The sequence below is a fragment of the Shewanella gelidimarina genome (assembly GCF_023283945.1).
In the GTDB taxonomy this organism is placed as follows: Bacteria; Pseudomonadota; Gammaproteobacteria; order Enterobacterales; family Shewanellaceae; genus Shewanella; species Shewanella gelidimarina.
The window spans coordinates 94265-117544 of the sequence record NZ_JAKIKW010000015.1; the positions used below are offsets into that span (position 1 = coordinate 94265).

Genomic DNA, 23280 nt, shown 5'->3' on the forward strand with positions numbered 1-23280 from the left:
AACAGATACTTAATGCAATTGGTATTAGTATAAGAAACATCGGTTTGTTTCGCTGAAAAATCATGCCAATAAAAAAAGCGCGCACATATTACTATGTGCGCGCTTAATCGTTTTATATAAGGGCGTGGTTATCCCTTAACGGTTATTCCCACTCGATTGTCGCAGGTGGCTTACCTGAAATGTCGTAAACAACACGTGAAATGCCGTCAACTTCATTGATGATTCGATTAGATACGCGACCTAAGAAATCATACGGTAAGTGCGCCCAATGAGCTGTCATAAAGTCGATAGTTTCTACCGCACGTAAGCTAACAACCCAATCGTACTTACGGCCATCGCCCATTACGCCAACAGAACGTACCGGTAGGAACACAGTGAACGCTTGGCTCACTTTGTTGTAAAGATCAGCACTGTGCAGCTCTTCAATGAAAATCGCATCCGCTAGGCGCAATAAATCACAGTACTCTTTCTTTACTTCACCCAGTACGCGCACACCAAGACCCGGTCCAGGGAACGGGTGACGATAAAGCATGTCATAGGGCAGACCTAGCTCTAAACCAATCTTGCGCACTTCATCTTTAAATAACTCACGCAGTGGCTCAACAAGGCCCATCTCCATATCGTCAGGTAAACCGCCAACGTTATGGTGTGATTTAATCACGTGCGCTTTACCTGTGGCGCTACCAGCAGATTCGATAACATCTGGGTAAATAGTGCCTTGAGCAAGCCATTTAGCATTAGCGCATTTCTTTGATTCTTCATCGAAGATCTCAACGAAAACACGACCAATAATTTTACGTTTTGCTTCAGGTTCCGCTTCGCCGGCCATTTGCTCTAAGAAACGGTGCTCTGCATTCACATGAACAATGTTAAGTCCAAAGTGATCGCCAAACATATCCATCACTTGCTCAGCTTCGTTTAAACGTAAAAGACCGTTATCAACGAACACACAAGTCAACTTATCGCCAATCGCACGATGCAGCAGCATAGCCACAACCGATGAATCAACACCACCCGATAAACCTAAGATAACTTCATCGTCACCGATCTGCTTTTTAAGTTTCTCAATGGCATCTTCAATAATTGAAGACGGTTTCCAATTCGCATCACAGCCACAGATCTCAAGGGCGAAATGCTCAAGCATACGCTTACCTTGACGAGTGTGAGTCACTTCAGGGTGGAACTGCACGCCGTAGAACTTTTTGTCTTCATTCGCCATGGCGGCAAACGGACATGTCTCGGTTTTTGCGACAGTAACAAAACCTTCAGGAATTTCAGCTACCTTGTCGCCGTGACTCATCCATACGTCAAGCAGAGGCTTACCGATGTCACTGACCGCATCTTCGATGCTTTTGAACAGTGCCGATTCGGTTTGAATTTCTATTTGTGCATAACCAAACTCACCTTCACCCACACCTTGAATCACTTTACCGCCAAGCTGCTCAGACATGGTTTGCATGCCGTAACAAATTCCAAGTACTGGAACGCCTGCGTTAAATACATATTCAGGGGCACGTGGAGAGTCTTCTGCTGTCACACTTTCTGGACCACCGGCTAGGATAATGCCGTTAGGTGCAAAACCACGAATTTGTTCTTCGGAAACATCCCAAGCCCAAAGTTCACAATAAACACCGATTTCACGAATACGGCGGGCAATCAATTGGGTGTATTGAGATCCAAAATCGAGGATGAGGATCTTATGCTCATGAATATTGTTCATGGGGTACCTTAATCTTTATATTTTTATTTAACTAAATTCTTAATATTACGTAGAGGTCTTGCATCGCGATGAGGCAGCCAATGTCCACATAAATAAAAGGCGACAGTCACTGTCGCCTTTTCAAACCTTACGAGCCGAAACTGTAGTTTGGCGCTTCTTTGCTGATAGTCACATCATGCACATGAGACTCGCCCATGCCTGCTGAGGTGATTTTCACAAATTCTGCTTTTTCATTAAGATCTTTAATGGTCGCACAGCCCGTTAGGCCCATGCATGAACGTAAACCGCCCATGTGCTGGTGAATGATCTCTTTAAGCTTACCTTTGTAAGCAACGCGACCTTCAATACCTTCCGGCACCAGTTTGTCTGCTGCGTTATCGCTTTGGAAATAACGGTCAGACGAACCTTGTGTTTGCGTCATGGCGCCAAGAGAACCCATACCGCGGTATGACTTATAAGCACGGCCGTTATATAGCTCAGTTTCGCCTGGTGCTTCATCAGTACCGGCAAACATAGAACCTGCCATGATGCATGATGCACCGGCAGCGAGTGCTTTAGCTAAATCACCAGAGAAGCGAATACCGCCATCGGCGATAACAGGGATATTAAGATGTTTAACCGCGGCAGCAGCGTCAGAAACTGCGGTAATTTGCGGCACACCTACACCGGTGACGATACGAGTCGTACAGATAGAACCAGGACCAATACCGACTTTAACCGCGTTAACACCCGCTTCAACCAGTGCTAATGCACCTTCAGCTGTCGCAACGTTACCGCCAACAATTTGTAAGTCAGGATATTTGGCACGAGTATCACGAATACGCTGCAGAACGCCTTCTGAGTGACCATGAGATGAATCGATAAGCAGTATATCAACGCCGGCGATAACAAGTGCGTCAACACGCGCTTCATTACCTGGGCCTGCGCCAACTGCAGCGCCAACACGTAAACGACCTAACTCGTCTTTACAGGCGTTAGGCTTACGCTCAGCTTTTTGGAAATCTTTAACCGTGATGAGGCCTTTAAGCTTAAAGTTATCATCAACAACAAGTACTTTCTCAACACGGTGAGAATGCATCAGCGTTTGAACTTCATCAAGCTTGGTGCCTTCAGGCACTGTCACTAGGCGATCTTTAGGGGTCATCACCTGATCAACCGTACGGCTCCAATCAGTGATGAAGCGCACGTCACGACCGGTAATAATACCGACCAATTCGTTGGCGTCATTAACGACTGGGTAACCCGCAAAACCGTTTTTAATTGTGAGTATTTTAAGATCGGCAAGGGTGGTGGTTGGCGTCACAGTGACTGGCTGTTGAACAATGCCCGCTTCGTAAATTTTTACTTTGCGTACTTCTTCAGCTTGTTGCTCAATCGTCATATTTTTATGAATAAATCCTAAACCACCTTCCTGAGCAATCGCAATTGCTAAGCGTGCTTCTGTGACGGTATCCATCGCAGCTGACACTATAGGCGTGTTTAGTTCTATCGTATTGGTTAGACGTGTTTTGACAACGGCAGTATTTGGGAGGACGGTGGAGTGCGCAGGAACTAGCAACACATCATCAAACGTTAGCGCTTCTTTCTTCAATCTTAACATGCAACATCTCCCCAAGAGAGTAGGATTTAGAGGTGAAATATTGCGGCGAGATTATACCTTGCATATCTGGGTTGGTAAATGGAAAATAGGCATTAATTAGCATTTAGTGTGAAATAATCATGAAAACCGCAAAAAACAACGTTTACACGGTCTCTCGGCTCAATGGTGAAGTAAGACAGCTGCTTGAGGGACAGTTGGGCCGAATTTGGCTAAATGCTGAGATTTCAAATTTTGCCGCCCCTGGTTCTGGCCATTGGTATTTGACCTTAAAAGACAATGCTTCGCAGATACGCTGTGCCATGTTTAAAGGCCGCAATCAAGCAGTGACTTTTCGTCCCGTCAATGGTCAGCAAGTATTAGTTAAGGGCAATATTAGCGTTTACGAGCCTAGAGGCGATTATCAACTACTGATCGAATCTATGCTCCCCGCAGGTGACGGTTTACTCGCGCAGCAATATGAAGCGTTAAAGATGAAGCTCGCAGCCGAAGGCATGTTTGCTGCAGACACTAAACGCCCATTACCCAAAAACATTCAACGAATAGGCGTGGTCACCTCCCCTACTGGCGCGGCTATTCGCGATATCCTGCATGTATTAGCAAGGCGTGACTCCTCAGTGGAAGTCATCATCTACCCAACGCCAGTGCAAGGCGTTGCAGCCGCGAAAAGTATCTGCAGTGCCATCAACCTCGCCAACACCCGCGCTGAAGTTGATGTTCTGCTGGTCACTCGTGGCGGCGGCTCATTAGAGGATTTGTGGTGCTTTAACGACGAAGGGTTAGCACACACTATCTACAACAGTGGCATTCCAGTCGTGTCCGCCGTCGGTCATGAAGTTGATACGACCATCAGTGATTATGTCGCCGATCTTCGCGCCCCGACCCCATCCGCCGGGGCTGAGTTGTTATCAAATGATGCCGACAACAAGGCCCAAAAGCTCACCGCGGTACTGTCACGCTTAAAGCAAAGTTGGCAGCATTATCAGTTAAAGCAACAAAGTCGATTGCAAACGGCAGAGCACCGCCTGCAAAAGCAAGATCCACAACGCCGCTTACAAACCTATGAACAAACCTTTGATGAGATGCAATTAAGACTGCAAAAAGCGATGCAATCAAAACTGCATGGTTTGACGTTAAAGCAACAGCAACTCAGCAGCCGACTCGACAATCAATCGCCGCAACATCGATTAGATTTAGAAAGCCAACGTTTAAGCTATTTGGGTGACAAACTCACTGCGCTAATGACAGATAAGCTCACCATGAGTGAACAACGCATCAGCCATCGCGCTCAGCAGTTAGACACAGTGAGTCCACTGGCGACGTTAAGCCGAGGGTATAGCATCACCTTAAACGGCGACGGTAAGGTGCTACAGGCGGCTGACGATACTCTTGTTGGTGATACACTGACCACACGTTTGCGAGATGGAAGTGTGACCTCGACGGTTATTGAGGTGGGGTAACCAGTTGCAGATTCTATCTTCACTTGAGAAGGCATGTTCAAAGTTCGTTTGAAAATTAACGTACAGCTAATCAAACTTCGTTTGAAAATCAAAGTCGTGGTGCTTCGCCCACTCCTGAGTTTTACAGCCATAAGCAATCAAACTTCGTTTGATAAAGGTCGTGAGCTTCCAGTTCACACTCGGCCAAGAGGGGATCAACAGCAATCCCCTCTTGGATCACCCCTGCCGCCCCGACGAAGTTGTCTTCCTCGTACTTATTCGAAATAGCCTAACGCTTCCAATGGGGCATCTGATGTAAATGGACTTACGAATGTCGTGGTGGCATGGATGCCAAGGAACGACCTGCCCCGCGAAAGCTATGCCCACGTCCGTGTGGGCATTACGGCTATTTCTTCAACGTACTTCGGCAACTTCGATGGGGAATAAGTATTTTCTGTTCGTTTGGTATGGAATTTAACTGTTGAGTTCCTATTTTTAAACACAAATGCCGAGAGTTTGTGCTTTCATAACCCAGTGTAGATGCGGCTGAGGCCGTCGGTTTCAGGGATGAAACCGCAGAGCGGCCATGGATGGCGAAAAGCGTGCCTCTGTTGCGTCTGCACATACGGTCGTTCATTTGCATCCATGTGATCACGACATTCGCACATCCATGTGCAACACCACCGCTGGTCATTGGAACCACAACGCTGAGAATATCAAGCTACGCTTGACCAAGGTCGTGGTGCTTCACCCACACCAGAGCCAAGGGGCAAAGCGCTTGCGCTCCTCTTTGATCTTCAATATAAGTAACTTCTACAAATTCTTTATGTGTATCAAGGCCAATAAAAAGTATGTTATGTTTATTCATGCAGATCTCCTATTTAGTTTCTTTAACAAAACTATTATGGCTCTGGCTTTCAGCTAACCCACGATTGATTGGAGATCAGCATCTTTAGTGGGGAGTCATTATGTCTAGCCACTATTGTGAATTCGTTTAAATTTCCATTTAAGATTGAATCTAGAGGGATGAAGAGTTGAAGAAACTAATCGCTATTTTTACGGAAAAACCTAAAGGACTGATTGCAGAAAATAAAATATATAAATTTGGCTTTCTCACTATTCTAGTGTCATTCCTTTTTTGGACGTTAAGTATAAGTCTTGATTCTTCGAATCCGTACAGGTATGGCAATTATGATATTCTAATAGTACCAATAATGTTGTTATTAAATCATATATCATTCAGTTTTAAATTTAGCACCACTCACACAGTGATATTACGAATGCTGGCTATTAGTTGGTTGGTATTTGGGGCTATTTGGTTCTTCATTACTTAATATATCTGAAATAGTCAGAGATGGCTAACAAGCTTATAAATCAAGACTCACTCAAGGCTGTCATGCCATTTGCTGTGCTAATCGCCCGCCAGCGCTAGGTTCACTTATTATAAGGGCGTTACCGCATATCCGTTTGCCATATTTTCCCTAATGAAATTCATCACTCAAGAGTTTTAACTCTGACAAGCTTTTGTCCAATAGCTAGCTCGGCCTTTAGTCATATATCTATTTGTTAGCAGACCAAAATGGAGCCACAGAATACACCCATTCCCCATCGAAGTTGCCGAAATACGTTGGAAACTCTTTGTTGACCAGCAAAAAGACAGGACAGCCATATCTTTTATAGACTTTCTATTTCAAACTCAAATGCCGAGTGATTGTGTTTTCTAACCCTGTGTAGATGTGGCTGAGGCCTTCGGTTTCAGGGATGAAACCGTAGAGCGGCCATGGATGGCGAAAAGCGTGCCTCAGTTGCGTCTGCACATACGTTAATTCATTCACATCAGATGCCCCATCGGAAGTGTTAGCTATTTATCCATAAGCACGAGGCCAAAATTAGTTGACCACTTCAGTACTTAATGCATGTAACTTCGTCGGGGCGTCATGGTGGATGCATGGAGGATAAGGCCACTCTTCGGCATCCATGCCGCCGCGGCATTCGTGAATCCATTCACATCAGACGAGCAGTCCTCCTTGCCCGGCTGTGGGATGGAATCCCACGACGTTGGTCAGGCGCAGCCTGATGCTTTAAAGCTCCAATATAGCCCTATGGCACAGACCACCAAACCCCAAGCAACAAAAAAGGAACCCTAGGGTTCCTTTTAGTATCAACTTGCTATCAAGCAAAGAGCAAAGAATTAATCTTCTTTCTTCTTGTCACGAATATGAGACGTCATACGTTTACGACGACGCTCTTGACCCACAGTCAGCTTCTTAGTGTGCATGCCCTCAAACGGGTTTTCACCATCTTGGAAACGGATCTGGATCGGTGTACCCATCACTTTAAGTGAACGACGATAGTAGTTCATCATATAGCGCTTGTATGAATCAGGTAGCTTCTTAACCTGGTTACCGTGAACAACCACAATAGGAGGGTTGTAACCACCAGCGTGAGCGTATTTAAGCTTCACACGGCGACCTCTAACCAATGGAGGCTGGTGATCGTCTTGTGCCATTTGCATAATACGCGTCAACATTGCCGTACTTACGCGGTTAGTTGCACTGTCGTATGCTTCTTCAACTGACTCATATAAATGGCCAACACCAGTACCGTGCAATGCCGAGATAAAGTGAATACGGGCAAAGTCGATGAAGCCTAAACGGCGGTCGAGTTCGCTCTTAACACGTTCTTTTATCTCTTGATCGACTCCGTCCCACTTGTTGACGGCAATCACTAATGCACGACCTGCGTTAAGTGTAAAACCAAGTAGACCTAAGTCTTGCTCAGCAATACCTTCGCGGGCATCAATAATAAGCAGTACCACGTTACAGTCTTCAATGGCTTTCAAGGTTTTAATAACCGAGAACTTCTCAACCGTTTCATGGACTTTACTGCGGCGACGAACACCTGCAGTGTCAATTAACACGTACTCACGACCTTCACGTTCCATTGGAATGTAAATACTGTCGCGAGTGGTGCCAGGCTCGTCATACACAACAACGCGTTCTTCACCTAAAATACGGTTGATTAGCGTTGATTTACCTACGTTAGGCTTACCAATAATGGCAAGTTTTATCGGTAAGTCTTGTAGACGCTTTTGCTCAACTTCGGCTTCTTCTTCCGTGTATTCACGCTCTTCTTCGTCCTCTTCGCCTTCACCCTGCTTGGTGATCCCCATCGCTTCCGCGTAAGGTGCTAAAGAGTACTCAATCATGTTCGTTACACCACGACCTTGCGCCGCGGCCATTTGGTAAACTTCACCAAGACCCAACGACCAAAATTCAGCACAGGCTGAATCGGCATCGACGCCGTCAACTTTGTTGGCGACAACGAATGTGGTTTTTTCACGGCTACGTAGGTGCTGCGCGATCGCTAAATCGGCAGCGGTTAAACCTGCGCGAGCATCTGTCATAAACAGGACTACGTCAGCTTCTTCAATAGCAGCTAACGACTGTTCAGCCATACGGGTTTCAATCCCCTCTTCAGTGCCATCGATACCACCAGTATCAACCACAATGAACTCATAGCCAGACAAGTGCGCTCGGCCGTACTTACGATCCCGAGTTAGCCCAGGAAAATCTGCCACTAAGGCATCTCTGGTACGGGTAAGTCTGTTAAAAAGGGTCGACTTACCAACATTCGGTCGCCCAACAAGGGCCACAACAGGAATCATTTAATTGCCTCTATTACTCATTTCTATTAACTAAAAAGCCCCCGGAATACACATCCAGGGGCCTTATCATGTCTAACAATTCGGCTTACGGAAGTGTAACTCGAACTATTTGTCCATCACGAGTCTGCACATACAAGTTGTCTTTAACAACAAGCGGCTGACTGTATAAACCGGAACTATCTACTTGAACACGCCCGACTATTTTACCATCAGACTTGCTTAAAAAATGCAGGTAACCTTCAAAGTCACCTACAACAACGTAGTCTTTAAACGACACTGCGGCGGTTAAATTACGGTTTGCTAGCTCAACATTACTCCATAACTCTAGACCATTTCGTCTATCAACAGAGTAAATACGGCTATGGTCATCAACCAAAAACAAGCTTGCACCTGAATAAGCTAACTCATGAAAGCTTGAATACTTACGCGTCCAAACAACACGACCCGTGCGCATCTCCATTGAGACAAGGTTACCGTTGTAACTTACTGCGTAGAGGTTTTCACCCACTAGCAATGGTTTCATATCAACGTCAGCCATACGAGAAAACTCATTACCGCCAGCTGGCGTATAAATCGCTTGTGCCCATGCAGCCTGACCGTTGCTTTTAATCACTACTGCGATTTTACCATCAGCAGTACCGACAAAGAAACCACCCGCATCATAAGCTGCAGAGCCTGTGCCGCGTAAGGTTAATGTTGGCAGTTGGTTTTCATAAACCCAACGTTTTTCGCCATCATCAACATTGAAAGCTTCTAACGTACCTGAACCGGTATTAACCACAACTAAGTCGTCGCCAACCGTTGGAGCTGATAACACTTCACCGCTAGCGATAACGTGCCATATAGGTTCACCTGTTTCAGCATCAAATGCTGCAACAAGGCCACTTTCGCCACCGACAAAGACTTTGTTTCGTGCCGCGGTAACACCACCGGCTAAACGTGCGCCTTTGTTTTTCGCGAGAATATTATCTCTAAAGATTGAGCTAAAATCGTTATCCCATACTTTTTTGCCAGTAGCTTCATCAAAAGCGACGACTTTACCGTAGCGGTCAGCAACAAAAAGTTTATCATAACGCGCCGCTGGACGGAGGCGTGAATAATAATCACCGACACCAGCACCGACATTAGCGCTCCAGCTCACTTCTGGAAAAACGCTTGCTTCAATTTCTGTAAGCGGAGAAACGGGCTCTTCCTCAACATCGTTCGATGCACACGCAGACAGCATTCCTATGCTCAATCCACATGCGAGCAGTGTTTTACACCAAGACTTCATGGGCAGATTCCTTATGCCTTGTTCAAATTATCAAGCTTCATTTGCAATGTTGGACTACTCATAGTGCCACCATTTTCTACTGCAGCTTGATAAGCAAGCTTAGCCTTGTCGGTTTCACCTTGGCGAACCAAGAAATCACCTTTTAATTCATCTCTTTGTGCCACTGAAGCAACATCTTTGATCTGCTCAAGCGTGGTAATCGCTGTCGCATATTGACCTTGCTCTGCTTGCACACGTGCAAGACGCATGGTTGCTACAAGCACGATGCTGCTATCGGCATTAACCGCAATCACATTTTTAAGTGTGGCTTCGGCTTTTTCCAAATCACCCGTTTCAACGGCTGACTTAGCGACCATAAGCTCTAATAAAGACTGATAGCCTTTTTGACCATGTTCTTTAGCAAACGTATCTGCAGCGCTTAGCATCACTGCATCAGCTGTGTTTTGACTGCTTAGAGCCTGAAAGGACTCTGAAGCGGCTTCTGCTTGAGCTAACTGATAGTCGGAATAATAGTTCCAACCAAATAATCCACCTAAACCGACAACAGCACCTACGACAATTGAACTACCGTAATCTTTCCAGAACTGTTTGATAGCATCTACTTGTTGTTCTTCTGTGCTATAGACTTCCACGTGTACTTCCCCTTTTAAATCAGTTCTGCAATATAAGTCGCCAACGCATCTCGGGCAACTAATTCTTGTGCTTTATCTTCACGAAGGTACTTTACTGCAACTTGATTATTGGCAAGTTCATCTTCGCCAATCACAAGTGCCACAGCAGCACCACTTTTATCTGCTCGCTTCATCTGTTTTTTAAAGTTGCCGCCACCACAATGGCTCATGACTTTCAAACTCGGCAAACTTGCTCTTAACTCTTGCGCAACCTTTATCGCTTCGACTCGGCAGTTATCACCCATCGCAGTGACATAGACGTCAACGGCGGGTTTAACATCTTTATCTAGCTCGAGGGTTTCTAGCAATAACACAATACGCTCTAGACCCATAGCGAAGCCGACTGCTGGTGTTGACTTACCACCGAGTTGACCCACTAAACCGTCGTAACGGCCGCCAGCTAAAACAGTGCCTTGTGAGCCTAGACTTGATGTCACCCACTCAAACACGGTGCGGTTATAGTAATCTAAGCCACGCACTAGACGAGGATTGATTGTGTATTGGATGCCAACAGCCTCTAAGAGTTCACATAAATGTGAAAAATGTGAACGAGTCTCTTCGCCTAAGTAATCCATCAACGCTGGTGCATCACCTAACAAAGCTTGAACAGCAGCATTTTTAGAGTCTAAAACTCTAAGCGGGTTACTGTACATCCGGCGTTGGCTGTCTTCATCTAGCACATCTTTATGCTGCTCTAAAAAGGCAATCAAAGCATCTCGATATGCTGCACGCTCTTCGCTATCACCTAAGGTGTTGAGCTCAAGTGTGACATGCTCCGAAATCCCAAGCTTTTCCCAAAGCATGGCAGATAGCATTAATACTTCAGCGTCGATGTCTGCACTGGCGATGCCATAGACTTCAACACCAAATTGATTGAATTGACGGTAGCGTCCCTTTTGTGGGCGCTCATGACGGAACATAGGTCCCATATACCAGAGACGTTGCTCTTGGTTATAGAGTAAACCGTGTTCATTACCGGCGCGTACCGTTGACGCTGTACCCTCTGGACGTAACGATAAGCTGTCGCCGTTACGGTCTTCAAAGGTGTACATTTCTTTTTCAACAATATCAGTCACTTCACCGATTGAACGTTTAAAAAGATCGGTACTTTCAACGATAGGTGTACGGATTTCGCTGTAACCGTATGCACTGACGGTCTCTCTAAGAACGGTTTCAAGTTTTTGCCATATAGGACTTTGGGTCGGCAGAATGTCGTTCATTCCGCGGATCGCTTGGATCTGTTTTGCCACTGTTCGATTCGCCAAATTTGCTGTTTAAAAATAAAAAACGCCCCGCATTATAGGCGTTTCGATACTAAACGTAAAATGGGTGTTTTTACCCATAAAAAATCACAAGTAAACCAAGTTCACTTGTGATTATAAAATTGTTTACTTAGTTACATCTTGCGCTGGAATTCTTGCTTCAGTCATGGCGACTCTTGCCCGAATTTTAGCTTCTAGCGAATCAACAATATTGTTATTGTCAAAACGCTCTTTTTGACGCACACCGTCTTTGTAGTAGCCGCTCATGCGGTTACCGCCGGTAAGGCCAATATTGGAAATAAGCGCTTCACCTGGACCGTTGACCACACAACCGATGATAGAGACATCCAATGGGGTAACGATATCTTCAAGACGTTGCTCTAACTCGTTAACCGTAGAGATAACATCGAACTCTTGGCGAGAACATGACGGACAAGCAATAAAGTTAATTCCTCGTGAACGTATGCGCAATGATTTAAGAATATCAAAGCCCACTTTAATCTCTTCAATCGGGTCAGCCGCAAGTGATATACGCAGCGTGTCGCCAATACCATCAGCCAGTAACATTCCTAAGCCAACAGCCGATTTAACCGAACCTGCACGCGCACCGCCCGCTTCAGTGATGCCTAAGTGAAGTGGTTGTATTATTTGCTTAGCCAACAGACGATATGACTCAACCGCTAAGAATACATCTGATGCTTTAACGCTGACTTTAAACTGATCGAAATTAAGGCGATCAAGTATATCAACATGACGCATCGCAGATTCAAATAGCGCTTCAGGTGTAGGCTCTTTGTATTTGTCCATTAGTTCTTTCTCTAATGAACCACCGTTCACCCCGATTCTAATAGGGATGTTTTTGTCACGCGCGCATTCAACCACACTGCGAATACGCTCTTCGTTGCCAATATTACCTGGATTGATACGCAAACAATCGACACCGTATTCAGCCACTTTAAGGGCGATACGGTAATCAAAATGAATATCGGCAATTAACGGTATGTTGGTTTGTTGCTTGATAAGTTTAAACGCTTCAGCAGCATCCATGGTGGGTACGGATACGCGAACAATATCGGCGCCGACTTTTTCTAATGCGTTAATTTGCGCCACTGTGGCAGCCACATCGTTGGTGTTAGTATTAGTCATCGACTGCACGGCGATAGGTGCGCCGTCACCAATCGGTACATCGCCAACATAAATGCGGCTAGATTTGCGTCTGATAATTGGAGATTCGTTATACATCGTCTTTGTGCTCAGTCATCTGTTATTGTCCAGCCAGAGGCAGGCTTAAGTGCGCCACTTCACCGCTAGGATATTGTTGCAAACTAACTTGAGTTCCATTGAGCTCAATACTCACAACTTGTGGAGCGCCCAATATCACTGCGAAAGGCTCTGCGCCAGTAACATTGATGTTATTCCCTGGTTTTTTTAAACCATTGACCAGTGTCTTACCGTTCGCATCCGTCACTTTTATCCAGCAATCACCCGTGAGGCTTAAGACCAAATCTGACAGCGTAGCATCGCTATTGCGATTAACTTGCTCAGTGACGGTATTCGCGTCATTCGAGGTATTATCACCTAATGGGCTGTCAACCATTGAAACCAGCATCTGTCCCACTGACAGCGGCGCACTGGCGACGCTGAGCTGGGGCTGAGTAATCAAAGTATCAGTCGCACCCTCTTGATTTGATGCCGTATAAACGGGCTCATTATTACCGGTACTTTGTGAGTCTGTTGTTTGTCCATTGCTTAGTCTTTCATTAAAGAAAGCCTCCTCCGCAGAGGCGGCAACTTCCTCAACTGTTGGCTGTGAGTAATCGACGTTGGTTTCTATGGATGATTTTTGAAACCACCACAACACCATTAACGCCAACAATACAAACACAATGACGTAGGTGACAAACATCAACCTACCGTCACGGGCTTGGTGTGTTCTCTTGCGTGAAAAGCTTTGCATTGACGGTTCAGCATCATTTAACAGCTGTTTATCTAAACAAACTTGCACTTCAAACGGATCTGCTTGCACCGCGCGAGCATAATTTTTTACGTAGCCGCGTACATAGGTCGCCGCGCCGACGGCTAATAAATTGTCTGCTTCAATATCGAGTATGATACTCGGACGTAAATGCAATTGCGTCGCAACATCCTCTATTGAAACGCCTTTATTTTCGCGAGCTTTTTTTAGCAAAACGCCCAGTGTGAGTGTTGACTCTTCCACTAGGCTTTCAGTGTCGTTGTTATCTATGTTGGGCAGATCATTCTGTTCATTTTTCATTAATGCGTATTAGCCCGATATTGCTTGGCCTGAGGCGAAGAAGGAAACTTTGCTAAGAGTAAAATACCAAATTTCCTTACTGCTTCATCGTCATTCAGACCTTGTTCAATTTCAATTCCCAGCGCTAAACTGATTGGAGATTCGACCGCTACTTTATGGTAACGTGATAGCCGAACTCTCGCCTCTGTATACCGTTTTGCTTCAAGTTCAATTTCAGTTAACTCGATAAGCGAGGTGCGTCTTCTAGGATCATACTTAAGCGCCATAGCAAAATATTGTTGCGCTTTTTCTATTAGACCTGCTTTTCGGCTACAAATTCCCAAGTTCTCATAAGTCGATGCTGACTGAGTATACAAAGGACGTTCAACAGCTTTAAGGAACATCTTTTCAGACTCAGCATATTGACCTTGTTGACACAGGAATGTACCGAAATTATTAAATGAATCTCCGCTGGCATTCCAAAGGTTTGTCGCTTGTCGGTATGCCTGTTCGGTCTTTTCTAATTCACCTACTGAACTGTAATAATATGCAAATGCGATATGCACATCTTCAAGCTCAGGAGCAAAAGCTAACGCGCGGTCTAAATTCGCTTTGGCTTGCTCACTATTACCTTTTTGTAGATAGGTTAAGCCTAACTGTACCCGTTGACGCGCTGCGGCCACTTTATTGACTTTTCGTTCAGAGACAGGTGTATCAGTGCCAGTATAAGTACTTTGTGTCACACAACCCGAAAGTGCTGTTGCAGACAACAAAATAACCAGCGGCACGCTCACCTTTCTATGATTCATCGTTTAGCCTATCTACCAATAGATACAAAGAGTTAATCCATTGTGACCGAAATTTGGTTCTCTTGCATGCGTTTTTTCGCTAAACGCTTGGTTCTGTCTCTAATATCACCAGCAAGTTGACCACAAGCGGCATCGATATCGTCACCACGGGTTTTACGCACAATAACCGTTAAGCCATATTCCATCAGTACTTTAGAAAAACGATCTATTCGTGAATTAGACGAACGGCCGTAGGGAGAACCTGGGTATGGGTTAAAGGGAATTAAGTTTACTTTGCATGGCGTATCTTTCATCAGCTTGGCCAATTCATGCGCCTGGTCAGTACTGTCATTAATGTGATCAAGCATCACATACTCAACAGTTACACGGCCACGGTTAGCATTAGACTTGGCAATATAGCGACGGATCCCCGCGAGAAAGTCTTCTAATGGGTACTTCTTGTTGACGGGTACCAATATATCTCGTAGTTCATCGTTTGGCGCGTGAATACTGACGGCTAAAGCCACATCCAGTGCGTCGCCAAGAATATCTAACGCTGGCACAACACCTGAAGTCGATACGGTGACACGGCGCTTAGACAAGCTAAAACCGAAATCATCTAACATGATATCCATTGCCGGAATAACGTTCTTCAAGTTAAGTAATGGCTCACCCATTCCCATCATAACAACGTTAGTGATGGGACGATCGCCGGTATCTTTCACAAAGCCAATAAAGTCGGCGACACGCCAAACCTGACCGATGATTTCAGACACGGTAAGGTTACGATTAAAGCCCTGCGCTCCCGTTGAGCAGAAGGTACATTCAAGTGCACAACCTACTTGAGACGAGACACATAAAGTGGCGCGATCTTCTTCAGGTATGTATACCGTTTCAACTTCTTGGCCGTTACCTACGTCAATAGCAAACTTGATAGTGCCATCAGCTGATTTTTGATAGCTTGATATTGCAGGCGCAACAATTTCAAATTTACGCGCTAACTTTGCTCGTAATGCTTTGTTGATGTTGGTCATCTCTTCAAAGTCACTCACACCAAAGTGATAAAGCCATTTCATCAATTGATCGGCACGGAACGGCTTTTCGCCCATTTCGGCGAATACCGCTCTCATCGATTTACGATCAAGATCTAATAAATTGATCTTCTTTTCACTCATGTATGTAACCTCAAAAACCTAAAACCTGCATCCGGGCGGCGAATTATACAGATCCTAACAAAATTTGGCCAGTAACCTAGGTCCCCTAATATGCTCATGCTGCTATTTCATGCACTTATACTCAATGTTTCATCCGCCAAACCAAGACAAACCCGCTAAGCAGAGGATGACGGACTCAATATAGAGACAAAAACCGCAAAAAATAGCGTCTAAACTTCATTTGCTCGTATCACGGAAAATATAAACCTGTGTTAGAATCCGCTCAGACCAATGTTGGTCCGCCATTTGGAAGTGTAATTTCACCTGTATGATAACTCTTATCATTATCGTTTTTGTCGCCATTACCATCTCTTTTCTTTGTAGTGTGTTTGAAGCAGTTTTACTCTCAGTCACGCCCAGTTATATCGCCACTCTTGCCGCAACAAACCCCGCAGCAGCAGCAAGGTTGAATAAACAAAAAGAAAACGTTGAATCTCCACTCGTTTCTATCCTTACTTTAAATACCATTGCTCACACTGTTGGAGCCGCTGTTGCAGGCGCGCAAGCCGCTAAAGTGTTTGGTGACGAGATGTTAGGCGTATTTTCAGGTGTGCTTACCTTTCTTATTTTGTTCTTCTCAGAAATCATTCCTAAAACATTAGGCGCAAACTACTGGCGCTCACTTGCCCCAACCGTCTCAATCGCCTTAGTATGGATGGAGCGTGCTACGCTGCCACTTATCTGGATGTCTAAGCAGGTAACCCAACTAATGGGTAAAGGCGATGAAGGCCAGTATATTCGTCAAGAGATGAGTGCAATGGCAGAAATAGGCAGAGTCTCTGGCGAACTAGACGAGCAGGAGTCAAAAATTCTGACTCAAATGTTGTCTGTTAAAGAGATGCCTGTCACCACGATTATGACACCACGCACGGTGATGTTTAAGCTACCTATAACATTAACCCAAGGTGATTTTGCCACTAAGTATATGACAAAACCCTTTACCCGAATCCCTGTTTACCAAGATGAACCTGATAATATTATCGGCTACATCAATCGTAACGACGTATTGCTGGCAGAGCGTAAAACGCCGAGTGAGCCCATTGCAGTGTTGAAGCATAACTTGCTGGTCATTCCTGAAACTGCAAAAATTCTCCCGCTATTTGAGTTAATGATTAAGCGTAATACCAAGATTGCGATGGTGGTTGATGAATACGGCTCTGGTGAAGGCATTGTGACCCTAGAAGATATCGTCGAATCGCTTCTAGGACTGGAAATTGTCGATTCCAACGACCCTGTCACAGATATGCAGCAATTAGCGCGTAAATTGTGGAGTCGTAGAATGAAGCATAAAGGCATTGTGCTTTCGGACGACGGCGAGTTTGATGACAAGCCAGATAAGGGCTAATTATCTTGCATACCTAAACCGCTTAGGTATATATAAAAAAGGGAGCTTAGCTCCTTTTTTTAGCCGCCAAAATCAGTATTTCACCAATCAGAATGGTTAGTGCTATAATTCTTGTTTGGTTCTGAGGACTAATACCAATTGTATTAAGTATGTAGTCAATTCAGAATCGCTCAAGCTTTTCAATTCAAGGCGCATTAACGAAATAATGGTGATCCCTTGTGAGGCAATGCAAAGTAGAAGTGGAATGTTTGAGCGCTTCCCGTCGGGTGGGTTTCGAAGCACTGTATCCTACGTAGGTAACTCTTGATATAGAACAACTAGTAGCTTCAAGTTCCCCACTTGCCTTCAGCGCTTTGAATTCCCACTGAATGAACAGATACTTAATACAACTGGTATATGATGACGTCTAATTACACTTTAAAACTTGCCCACATCAACGACACACATTCTCATTTCGACGCAAACCGACTGCAGTTTACGATATTCGAGCAACAACAAGCATTAACGCTATACACTCATAGTGGTGGATACGCACGTATTGGTTACCAACTTTCTCAGGCCAAATTGTCGGCCAAAGCCAATCAGCAATCGTTTCTATTCTTACATGGCGGCGACAGCTTTCAAGGCACACTTTACTTTAAAGAGTTCAAAGGCAAAGCCAATTCAGATCTACTGAACCTGTTAAGGCCCGATGCGATGGTACTCGGTAATCATGAAATTGATGCGGGTAACGGCCCGGTCTTAGATTTCCTTAACGATATCCAGTTCCCGTTACTTGCGGGCAATATGGATTTAAGCCAAGAAAGCCACCACAAAGCAGCACGACTGGCCTCGCACCCTAACCTTTATGATTACGACAACGACACGCAGACAGCCAAGTATATTTTAAAGCCACTGCAGGACAAACAAGTCGCTATTGTCGGGATCACGCTTGACCAAATGAAAGAGATTGCCCGCCCCGACGAAGATACCCATTTTATCAATGCCATTGAGACGACAAGGCGCACCGTCGCTAAACTTCATGCTGAGGGTATTGTTCACATCATAGTGCTGAGTCATCTTGGGCTAGACCAAGACAAAATACTCGCCCAAGAGGTTGATGGGATAAGTTTGATTGTTGGCGGCCACTCTCATACGCTGCAAGGTGATTTTCGCGAGTTAGGATTAAGCAATATGCCTTATGCGGAGCGCGTGAACAACACGCCAATCGTGCATGCCGGGAAATACGCCGAAAACATAGGCATCGCTGATATTACGTTTGATGACAAAGGTACAGTGACAGACCTTAACGGCGGCAATTATTTTATGCTCGACCAGCAATTTATATTGCAAGCGGGTGAAGGTGAAGTCAGCGCTGATAATTATCTTGCGATCCGCGCAAAACTTGACGCTAACCCGGCTATTTTTTGGGATGGCGAAGACAGGGTCATTCAGCAAACTATCCTTAAAAAATATCGGCCAACGCTTGAAGCCCTCGACAATCAAATTCTCGGTTTTGTACCAAGAAACCTCATTCATACACGCTTGCCGAGTAAAGCACTGCCCCATGGCAGTGAGATAGCGCCTTTAGTCAGCCGGAGTATGTTCCAAGAAACTGTCGATATGGGCATTGAAGTTGATTTTGCGCTGCACAATGCCGGTGGTGTTAGGCAGTCACTTAACAAAGGGCAATTAAGCCTTGCCGAAGTGATCGGCCGTATTTTGCCGTTTGACCTGCCTTTAGTGACCTACCAAATTCAAGGCCGCTGTCTATTTGAGATGTTGGAATCTGCCATTAATGCTGCCACGAATAATAGTGTCATCGGCACTGGAGCAGGCAGTTTCCCTTACACCTATGGCCTTAAGTATTTTTATGATGGCAGACAAACCTTAGGTGAACGGATCATTAAGCTTGAGATTATGCGCCACGTTGAAGGCATACCGCAGTGGTTTGATATTGACCCAGAACAACACTATATCGGCGTGTCATCAGCATATACCGCATCAGGTAAAGAGGGTTACTCACCTATTTTACAGTCCAGCTGGCAGCGCAGTGTCGAGACGCTCACCTTAGCTGAAGCTTTTATTCGTTTTATGGCACGCCCTGAAACACTCGTGGACGTAATAGAGCCACAGGTGCATTACACTAGCCATAGACGTTAACCCTGACCGCTGCTTATTCGCGTTAATCGCTAACAGAGCAGAGCAAAGTACCTCGTTATTTAACGGGGTATTGTTTCAATCCAACGTCACTTATTTATCAGCACTTTACTCATGCTAAAGTTAACTAATACCTGCCCTGCGCGTGGATGTCGGTTCTTTGAAAGCACCTTATATCCCTGTTTTTCGAAAAAGCGCTTGGCTAGATAAGACGCCTCAACCGTTAACAGCTTTACTTGCTGCGCTACGGCAAATGCTTCTAAGTAACCGTAAAGCGCAGTGGCAATACCTCTCCCCGTAAAGTCAGGATGACTAAACAGGCAATCGATGTCAGCCCTAAGCACCTCTTTGGCACTGTCTGATGGTTTAAGCAGTGCAGGCTTGAGGTTGATAAACCCCGCAATAACGCCTCTCTCAACCGCCACCCATGTTGTAGTAGGCTGTAACCTTGTAAGCCAATCTTGATGACTTCGAGGCGCTTGTGACCACACTGCACGTTCATCAGCACTATAGTGGCTACTGGCTCCCTGCGTGATACTCAGGTGAAACAAGGTCGCGAGTTGGTCGACATCCTGTTCAGTAAACAATCTCACACTCATCATCTTATCCAGCTTAACTTTGCTCCTGTTCTGTCAGCACTTTACTCATTAAATAACCCATTATAATTTGACCACGCTTTTCTTGATAACTGCGATGGTGGAGTCTAAATCCATGAGAAAGAAACAGCGGTTTTGAAAGCTTAGAAGCATCCACTGACAAGTTACTGATATTGGCGGAAGTCGCCCAAGTTTGTAATTGTGTAAAAAGTGCAGTGGCGATCCCCTGATGTTGAAAATCAGGGTGAACATAGAGACTGTCAATATAGCCACGAGTATTAAAATGGGTCTCAAGATTGACCAAACCGCAACATAAAGGCACACCTTGTACATCGCGCTCATCATCGATCATTAGCCAAGCTTTTGAGCGAGATAGCCTTTTGTGCCAATGGTAGCCGGAACGAGGCGAAGACGACCAAGCTTGTTTCTCTGCTATAGAGTAAACATCATCGGCAATAACATTAATGGCCAGGTGAAATAAGTGGCTAACTTGGACCGCATAACACTTGCTGTAGGGAATAATTCTGAGCATGACAATCAATCAAACGAAACAATAGCGTTATTTTGCGCTAGTTCATGACAAAAGAAAACGGCGCAGACAAAGTCTGCGCCGTTTTCTTATACTGTGATACAAGTTGAGCTCTTAGCTACAACCAGATCCGTATTACTTCTTGTCGATACTGCCAACAAACAATAGCTTGTCAAAAGTACGATTTAACGTTTTGCTGGCAAAGTCGCTCATCCACATCTGCTCTTGAACAACGACGTTATCGCCTTTCTTAACTTCAATTTGTGGACCCGCTGCCCAAAATGTTTGGTCAGCTTCTTTAATCTGTACATAGGTATAACCGCCGCCATTCATAGTATCCATGACAGTACCTTCATGCATAACACCTTGAGCCCAAGCGCTAGACATACCAAGAGCCAGTGTTGCTGCTGCAGCCAATTTAACTATTTTAGCTATCATCGGAAATTTCCTTTCAAAGTTATCAATTCAAATATATTAAAGCATGCAATAAAGCATAAATCTCTAATACTCTTCACTAATCATAACCTAATCTCCAACTATTAGACGCAACTCTCATTCCAAAGGAAATTTAGCCCTATCACGGAACTTTTTTAAGAAGCAATTAAATCGGTCACCTTGCCCGCTTTACCTTGTCGAGCAGAGGTTGCAACATGCCTTCAAGCCCATTGAGCTTCACTTCATACATTAATGCCAATTGCTGCCCCAGCTTACCCTCAGGAAAACCTTTTGAGTGAAACCACACCAAGTATGGTTCTGGTAATTCGAGTAAATAGCGCCCAGCATATTTGCCAAAGGGCATTTTCTGGCTAATCGCTTCTTGTAATAACGTCTCATCCACTGTGCTGCATCCGTGTTTATGACTGCTGCTGATTTATCGGCAAAGCCTAACATGGAGTAGGATTCAAAGGCGGCATTTTTTTATAACACGCTTATCGCTTTACATTCTCGAACACTGAATGGGTACCAAGTGGTTATGACCCACTAAACCCATATAATCAATTAATATATAAGTAATAGATAAAGGTCACTTTTGAAATATTAAACTTAAGAGTGATAACAACAACGCCTCACTACTGGGTCAACATACCCGTTTAAACTACATATTTACGACCTAAAAACCACCTAAGTCACTAATAAATGTAACAAACAGGCTTAGTAAGTCTTCTCACCGACTATAGCGTCAAAAAACCAACGAAAGCGGTTTTTTTGTCAAAAATACTTCATCAGTCAATTGAAATAAAAGTGTCAAAAATCATACCGTTGACCTTAGGCCTGTCGCAGCCTAAATTAATGTTACAGCTGTTGCATTGGGTGACATAAGCTAATCAAGCTATCCCAATAAAACCAGTGCGCATCCAGCAGCTTCTTAACAGTCAGATAAATAAACGCGTACTTGAGGATAAAGCATGATTATATTAGTTGGTGGTGAAAAAGGCGGTAGTGGTAAGAGTTGTTTAGCGCAAAATGTTGCCGTTTTCTTAACTGCAGAATGCCAAGCTTCAGTGATTATGGTTGATTGCGATCCTCAACGCACCACTTCAGACTGGATCCATGCCAGAAATAACAACCCAGAATTGCCCAGTATCAACTGCGTACAGTTATACGGGAAAATACGTAATGACTTACTCAGTCTTGAGCAACACTATGACTATGTCATTGTTGATTGTGGTGGCCAAGATAACCTCGCCCTTCGCGCAACAATGTCAGTAGCATCACATGTACTCATGCCGCTCAGACCTAAACGTCGTGACCTTAAAACCGTGAGCCATATGGATGATATTGTTGCGACATGCATGATGATAAACCCAAAAATGCGCGCAACATTTGTCATAACCCAATGCCCTAGTTTACCTAACCAAGCTAACCGTATTTTAGAAGCTAAAGAAGTGTGTAAAACCTATGACATCAACGTTCTTGATGCCATTACTTATAGCCGAAACATCTATGATGACAGTGAAGAGTCAGGCTTATCTGTGTTAGAGATTGAACCACAGGGTAAAGCTGCCAACGAGATCCGTGGTATAGCGACCGAAATGCTACAAGTGGCTAATGCAACAGAGATACGCAATCGTATCGCCGAAAAACAGATGAAAAAGATGAGAGGTGAATATGGGTCTGACAGATCTCAAGAAAAACTCTACGCTGTCTAAGTCTGCTCATCAAAAAATCCAGACATCACAGTTAGCGTTAGATGATTTAATTGATGATTTCATCAACGATGCTAACCGCTATGCTGTCGGAGAAGCGCAACTTGCTCCCTCAACAAATAAGGTGATTGAACTAAACTTTAACAAGAACCCGTTGAATTTGTCTGCGTTGAATGTATTCGCTGACGATATGTGCGTTATAGCAAAATCGGCAACGATTAAGAGAATAACAAAAGGAAATGCTCCGTTTAGAAAATCAACATTCACATTGAGTGAATCTGCCATCGCTCATCTGGCAACCTTGGCTGATGACGGTGATGTTGCCAAGTCAAAACTAGTGCGTTTTTTAATTGAGCATCATTTTAATAAAACACAACAAGAGAGAAGAGAAATAGAGAAAAGTATTATTGTAGAGTAACCACCCTCCCAACTTAGCTGGCAGAAATGGAAACGTTTTTAATTATTGATCTGTCAGCCTTTTTTTATCCTATCGATACTCCATCAGCTGCTTATTTCCCATAAAAAGTCTCTATCCTGCACATTTATCGTTGAATTCCAACTGCCTAGTCCACATATCATTAACATCAGCCACATTATCGGTAACGAGGATCTTGGCTTCACATGTTAATTAGGGGGTTT

General features: G+C 44.5%; 20 protein-coding genes. 5 read left to right on the forward strand and 15 right to left on the reverse strand.

The annotated features are described in order from the left end of the window. Nucleotides 1–142 precede the first annotated feature (142 nt). Nucleotides 143–1720: a glutamine-hydrolyzing GMP synthase gene (gene guaA, locus L2729_RS13665; RefSeq protein ID WP_248988761.1), complete on the reverse strand. Its 1578-nt coding sequence runs from the start codon at nucleotides 1718–1720 to the stop codon at nucleotides 143–145. A 127-nt stretch (nucleotides 1721–1847) separates the two neighbouring features. Beyond that, a complete protein-coding gene (gene guaB / locus L2729_RS13670; protein ID WP_248988762.1) occupies nucleotides 1848–3320 on the reverse strand; it encodes an IMP dehydrogenase in 1473 nt (490 codons plus the stop codon). 119 nt (nucleotides 3321–3439) lie between these two features. Between guaB and xseA the strand changes: the two genes are divergently transcribed. Continuing rightward, the gene (xseA, locus tag L2729_RS13675) at nucleotides 3440–4777 is read left to right on the forward strand and encodes an exodeoxyribonuclease VII large subunit (RefSeq protein ID WP_248988763.1); all 1338 of its coding nucleotides are present in this window, start codon (nucleotides 3440–3442) and stop codon (nucleotides 4775–4777) included. Between the two features lie 700 nt (nucleotides 4778–5477). Here the strand turns inward: xseA and L2729_RS13680 are convergent. The 9 genes from L2729_RS13680 to rlmN form a co-directional block, all read right to left on the reverse strand. Then, on the reverse strand, nucleotides 5478–5624 hold the full coding sequence (locus L2729_RS13680) for a hypothetical protein (protein ID WP_248988789.1): 147 nt from the start codon (nucleotides 5622–5624) through the stop codon (nucleotides 5478–5480). A gap of 1323 nt (nucleotides 5625–6947) precedes the next feature. Further along, complete coding sequence (gene der / locus L2729_RS13685) at nucleotides 6948–8423, reverse strand: ribosome biogenesis GTPase Der (RefSeq protein WP_101093351.1); 1476 nt, start codon at nucleotides 8421–8423, stop codon at nucleotides 6948–6950. 85 nt (nucleotides 8424–8508) lie between these two features. Then, the gene (bamB, locus tag L2729_RS13690) at nucleotides 8509–9696 is read right to left on the reverse strand and encodes an outer membrane protein assembly factor BamB (protein WP_248988764.1); all 1188 of its coding nucleotides are present in this window, start codon (nucleotides 9694–9696) and stop codon (nucleotides 8509–8511) included. Nucleotides 9697–9707: 11 nt separating this feature from the next. Then, nucleotides 9708–10328, reverse strand: coding sequence for a YfgM family protein (locus L2729_RS13695; protein WP_248988765.1), 621 nt, complete (start codon nucleotides 10326–10328; stop codon nucleotides 9708–9710). 14 nt (nucleotides 10329–10342) lie between these two features. Further along, nucleotides 10343–11617: a histidine--tRNA ligase gene (gene hisS, locus L2729_RS13700; RefSeq protein WP_248988787.1), complete on the reverse strand. Its 1275-nt coding sequence runs from the start codon at nucleotides 11615–11617 to the stop codon at nucleotides 10343–10345. Nucleotides 11618–11755: 138 nt separating this feature from the next. Continuing rightward, nucleotides 11756–12871 (reverse strand): flavodoxin-dependent (E)-4-hydroxy-3-methylbut-2-enyl-diphosphate synthase, encoded by a 1116-nt coding sequence (gene ispG, locus L2729_RS13705; RefSeq protein WP_248988766.1) that lies wholly within the window; start codon nucleotides 12869–12871, stop codon nucleotides 11756–11758. Nucleotides 12872–12893: 22 nt separating this feature from the next. Further along, a complete protein-coding gene (locus tag L2729_RS13710; RefSeq protein ID WP_248988767.1) occupies nucleotides 12894–13904 on the reverse strand; it encodes a RodZ domain-containing protein in 1011 nt (336 codons plus the stop codon). Further along, on the reverse strand, nucleotides 13904–14692 hold the full coding sequence (gene pilW / locus L2729_RS13715) for a type IV pilus biogenesis/stability protein PilW (protein ID WP_248988768.1): 789 nt from the start codon (nucleotides 14690–14692) through the stop codon (nucleotides 13904–13906). Before pilW ends, L2729_RS13710 begins: the two co-directional genes overlap by 1 nt. Before the next feature lie 32 nt (nucleotides 14693–14724). Beyond that, nucleotides 14725–15846, reverse strand: coding sequence for a dual-specificity RNA methyltransferase RlmN (gene rlmN / locus L2729_RS13720; RefSeq protein WP_248988769.1), 1122 nt, complete (start codon nucleotides 15844–15846; stop codon nucleotides 14725–14727). A 307-nt stretch (nucleotides 15847–16153) separates the two neighbouring features. On the opposite strand from rlmN, the gene L2729_RS13725 reads away from it, so the two are divergent. Together L2729_RS13725 and L2729_RS13730 are read left to right on the forward strand one after the other, a co-directional pair. Further along, nucleotides 16154–17230, forward strand: a complete 1077-nt coding sequence (locus L2729_RS13725) for a CNNM domain-containing protein (RefSeq protein ID WP_248988770.1) — start codon at nucleotides 16154–16156, stop codon at nucleotides 17228–17230. Between the two features lie 399 nt (nucleotides 17231–17629). Further along, complete coding sequence (locus L2729_RS13730; protein ID WP_248988788.1) at nucleotides 17630–19372, forward strand: bifunctional metallophosphatase/5'-nucleotidase; 1743 nt, start codon at nucleotides 17630–17632, stop codon at nucleotides 19370–19372. A gap of 86 nt (nucleotides 19373–19458) precedes the next feature. On the opposite strand, the gene L2729_RS13735 is transcribed toward L2729_RS13730, so the two are convergent. From L2729_RS13735 to L2729_RS13750, 4 genes are all read right to left on the reverse strand, one after another. Further along, on the reverse strand, nucleotides 19459–19968 hold the full coding sequence (locus L2729_RS13735; protein WP_248988771.1) for a GNAT family N-acetyltransferase: 510 nt from the start codon (nucleotides 19966–19968) through the stop codon (nucleotides 19459–19461). A 13-nt stretch (nucleotides 19969–19981) separates the two neighbouring features. Further along, entirely contained in the window at nucleotides 19982–20497 is a 516-nt protein-coding gene (locus L2729_RS13740; RefSeq protein WP_248988772.1) for a GNAT family N-acetyltransferase, read from the reverse strand. A gap of 132 nt (nucleotides 20498–20629) precedes the next feature. Beyond that, on the reverse strand, nucleotides 20630–20932 hold the full coding sequence (locus L2729_RS13745; RefSeq protein WP_101093368.1) for an NrfJ: 303 nt from the start codon (nucleotides 20930–20932) through the stop codon (nucleotides 20630–20632). Between the two features lie 172 nt (nucleotides 20933–21104). Continuing rightward, nucleotides 21105–21332: a DUF3820 family protein gene (locus L2729_RS13750; protein ID WP_101093369.1), complete on the reverse strand. Its 228-nt coding sequence runs from the start codon at nucleotides 21330–21332 to the stop codon at nucleotides 21105–21107. Between the two features lie 568 nt (nucleotides 21333–21900). On the opposite strand from L2729_RS13750, the gene L2729_RS13755 reads away from it, so the two are divergent. Next, nucleotides 21901–22644, forward strand: coding sequence for a division plane positioning ATPase MipZ (locus tag L2729_RS13755; protein WP_248988773.1), 744 nt, complete (start codon nucleotides 21901–21903; stop codon nucleotides 22642–22644). After that, nucleotides 22604–23059 (forward strand): CopG family transcriptional regulator, encoded by a 456-nt coding sequence (locus tag L2729_RS13760; RefSeq protein WP_248988774.1) that lies wholly within the window; start codon nucleotides 22604–22606, stop codon nucleotides 23057–23059. Before L2729_RS13755 ends, L2729_RS13760 begins: the two co-directional genes overlap by 41 nt. Nucleotides 23060–23280 lie beyond the last annotated feature (221 nt).

What these genes read in the sequence shown, in the direction of transcription:
- L2729_RS13735 (WP_248988771.1), bottom strand. Translation starts at nt 19,968, where the DNA reads ATGAGTGTGAGATTGTTTACTGAACAGGATGTCGACCAACTCGCGACC.
- L2729_RS13680 (WP_248988789.1), bottom strand. Translation starts at nt 5,624, where the DNA reads ATGAATAAACATAACATACTTTTTATTGGCCTTGATACACATAAAGAA.
- L2729_RS13760 (WP_248988774.1), top strand. Translation starts at nt 22,604, where the DNA reads ATGGGTCTGACAGATCTCAAGAAAAACTCTACGCTGTCTAAGTCTGCT.
- xseA (WP_248988763.1), top strand. Translation starts at nt 3,440, where the DNA reads ATGAAAACCGCAAAAAACAACGTTTACACGGTCTCTCGGCTCAATGGT.
- L2729_RS13730 (WP_248988788.1), top strand. Translation starts at nt 17,630, where the DNA reads ATGACGTCTAATTACACTTTAAAACTTGCCCACATCAACGACACACAT.
- L2729_RS13740 (WP_248988772.1), bottom strand. Translation starts at nt 20,497, where the DNA reads ATGCTCAGAATTATTCCCTACAGCAAGTGTTATGCGGTCCAAGTTAGC.
- rlmN (WP_248988769.1), bottom strand. Translation starts at nt 15,846, where the DNA reads ATGAGTGAAAAGAAGATCAATTTATTAGATCTTGATCGTAAATCGATG.
- L2729_RS13755 (WP_248988773.1), top strand. Translation starts at nt 21,901, where the DNA reads ATGATTATATTAGTTGGTGGTGAAAAAGGCGGTAGTGGTAAGAGTTGT.
- L2729_RS13710 (WP_248988767.1), bottom strand. Translation starts at nt 13,904, where the DNA reads ATGAAAAATGAACAGAATGATCTGCCCAACATAGATAACAACGACACT.
- pilW (WP_248988768.1), bottom strand. Translation starts at nt 14,692, where the DNA reads ATGAATCATAGAAAGGTGAGCGTGCCGCTGGTTATTTTGTTGTCTGCA.
- guaA (WP_248988761.1), bottom strand. Translation starts at nt 1,720, where the DNA reads ATGAACAATATTCATGAGCATAAGATCCTCATCCTCGATTTTGGATCT.
- der (WP_101093351.1), bottom strand. Translation starts at nt 8,423, where the DNA reads ATGATTCCTGTTGTGGCCCTTGTTGGGCGACCGAATGTTGGTAAGTCG.
- bamB (WP_248988764.1), bottom strand. Translation starts at nt 9,696, where the DNA reads ATGAAGTCTTGGTGTAAAACACTGCTCGCATGTGGATTGAGCATAGGA.
- guaB (WP_248988762.1), bottom strand. Translation starts at nt 3,320, where the DNA reads ATGTTAAGATTGAAGAAAGAAGCGCTAACGTTTGATGATGTGTTGCTA.
- L2729_RS13725 (WP_248988770.1), top strand. Translation starts at nt 16,154, where the DNA reads ATGATAACTCTTATCATTATCGTTTTTGTCGCCATTACCATCTCTTTT.
- L2729_RS13745 (WP_101093368.1), bottom strand. Translation starts at nt 20,932, where the DNA reads ATGATAGCTAAAATAGTTAAATTGGCTGCAGCAGCAACACTGGCTCTT.
- ispG (WP_248988766.1), bottom strand. Translation starts at nt 12,871, where the DNA reads ATGTATAACGAATCTCCAATTATCAGACGCAAATCTAGCCGCATTTAT.